Below are 632 nucleotides of genomic sequence, written 5' to 3'. Positions count from 1 at the left end.
GTGTGGGGGTGGGCAAGGCCGTACGGCTGGCGCTGGCGGCGGATACGGTGTCGATCGTCGTGATGGAGATCGTGGACAACGCGGTCATGCTGGTGGTGCCCGGGGCGATGGCCGCAGGGCTGTTGACGTGGCTGTTCTGGGGGTCGCTGGCGTTCGCGCTCGCGGTGGCGTTCGTGGTGACCACCCCGGTGAACAAGTGGATCATCGGCAAGGGCAAGGGGCACGCGGTCGTACATGGTCATCACTAGTCCCAAAGCGTGGTAAATACGCTAGGGGGGTATAGTGTGTCGACATGAACACGGCCACATATACCGTCACGGGAATGACCTGCGGTCACTGCGTCAGTTCGGTCAAGGAAGAGGTCGGCGAGGTGCCGGGCGTCGCCGAGGTCGAGGTCGATCTCGACAGCGGGCTGCTTACCGTCCGGAGTGAGTCGCCGGTGGACGGCGCCGCGATCACGGCGGCGGTCAAGGAGGCCGGCTATCGGGTCGCCTGACCCTGCCGGAGGCGCGGCGGTGCGCGAAGCGCCGCGCCAGGTGCGTACTCGACGCCGCCGCGGCCGGGCGAGTCCGGTTCGGGCTCGGCCGCGACGGCGTGCGGCGTGCGGCGTATCGAAGTAGCCGGGGTGGGCC

General features: G+C 68.5%; 2 protein-coding genes. Both read left to right on the top strand.

Features of this window, described 5'->3' with window-relative positions:
* On the top strand, nucleotides 1–248 hold a 248-nt coding region (locus C1I98_RS39535; protein ID WP_146607955.1), incomplete at its 5' end, for a DUF4396 domain-containing protein.
* Nucleotides 249–292: 44 nt separating this feature from the next.
* Nucleotides 293–496 carry a heavy-metal-associated domain-containing protein gene (locus tag C1I98_RS39530; protein WP_111172247.1) on the top strand — a complete coding sequence of 68 codons (204 nt, stop codon included), beginning with the start codon at nucleotides 293–295 and terminating at the stop codon, nucleotides 494–496.
* Nucleotides 497–632 lie beyond the last annotated feature (136 nt).

The organism is Spongiactinospora gelatinilytica, assembly GCF_003236385.1.
Lineage (GTDB): Bacteria > Actinomycetota > Actinomycetes > Streptosporangiales > Streptosporangiaceae > Spongiactinospora > Spongiactinospora gelatinilytica.
This window is presented reverse-complemented; position numbering and strand designations above follow the sequence as displayed.

What these genes read in the sequence shown, in the direction of transcription:
- C1I98_RS39530 (WP_111172247.1), top strand. Translation starts at nt 293, where the DNA reads ATGAACACGGCCACATATACCGTCACGGGAATGACCTGCGGTCACTGC.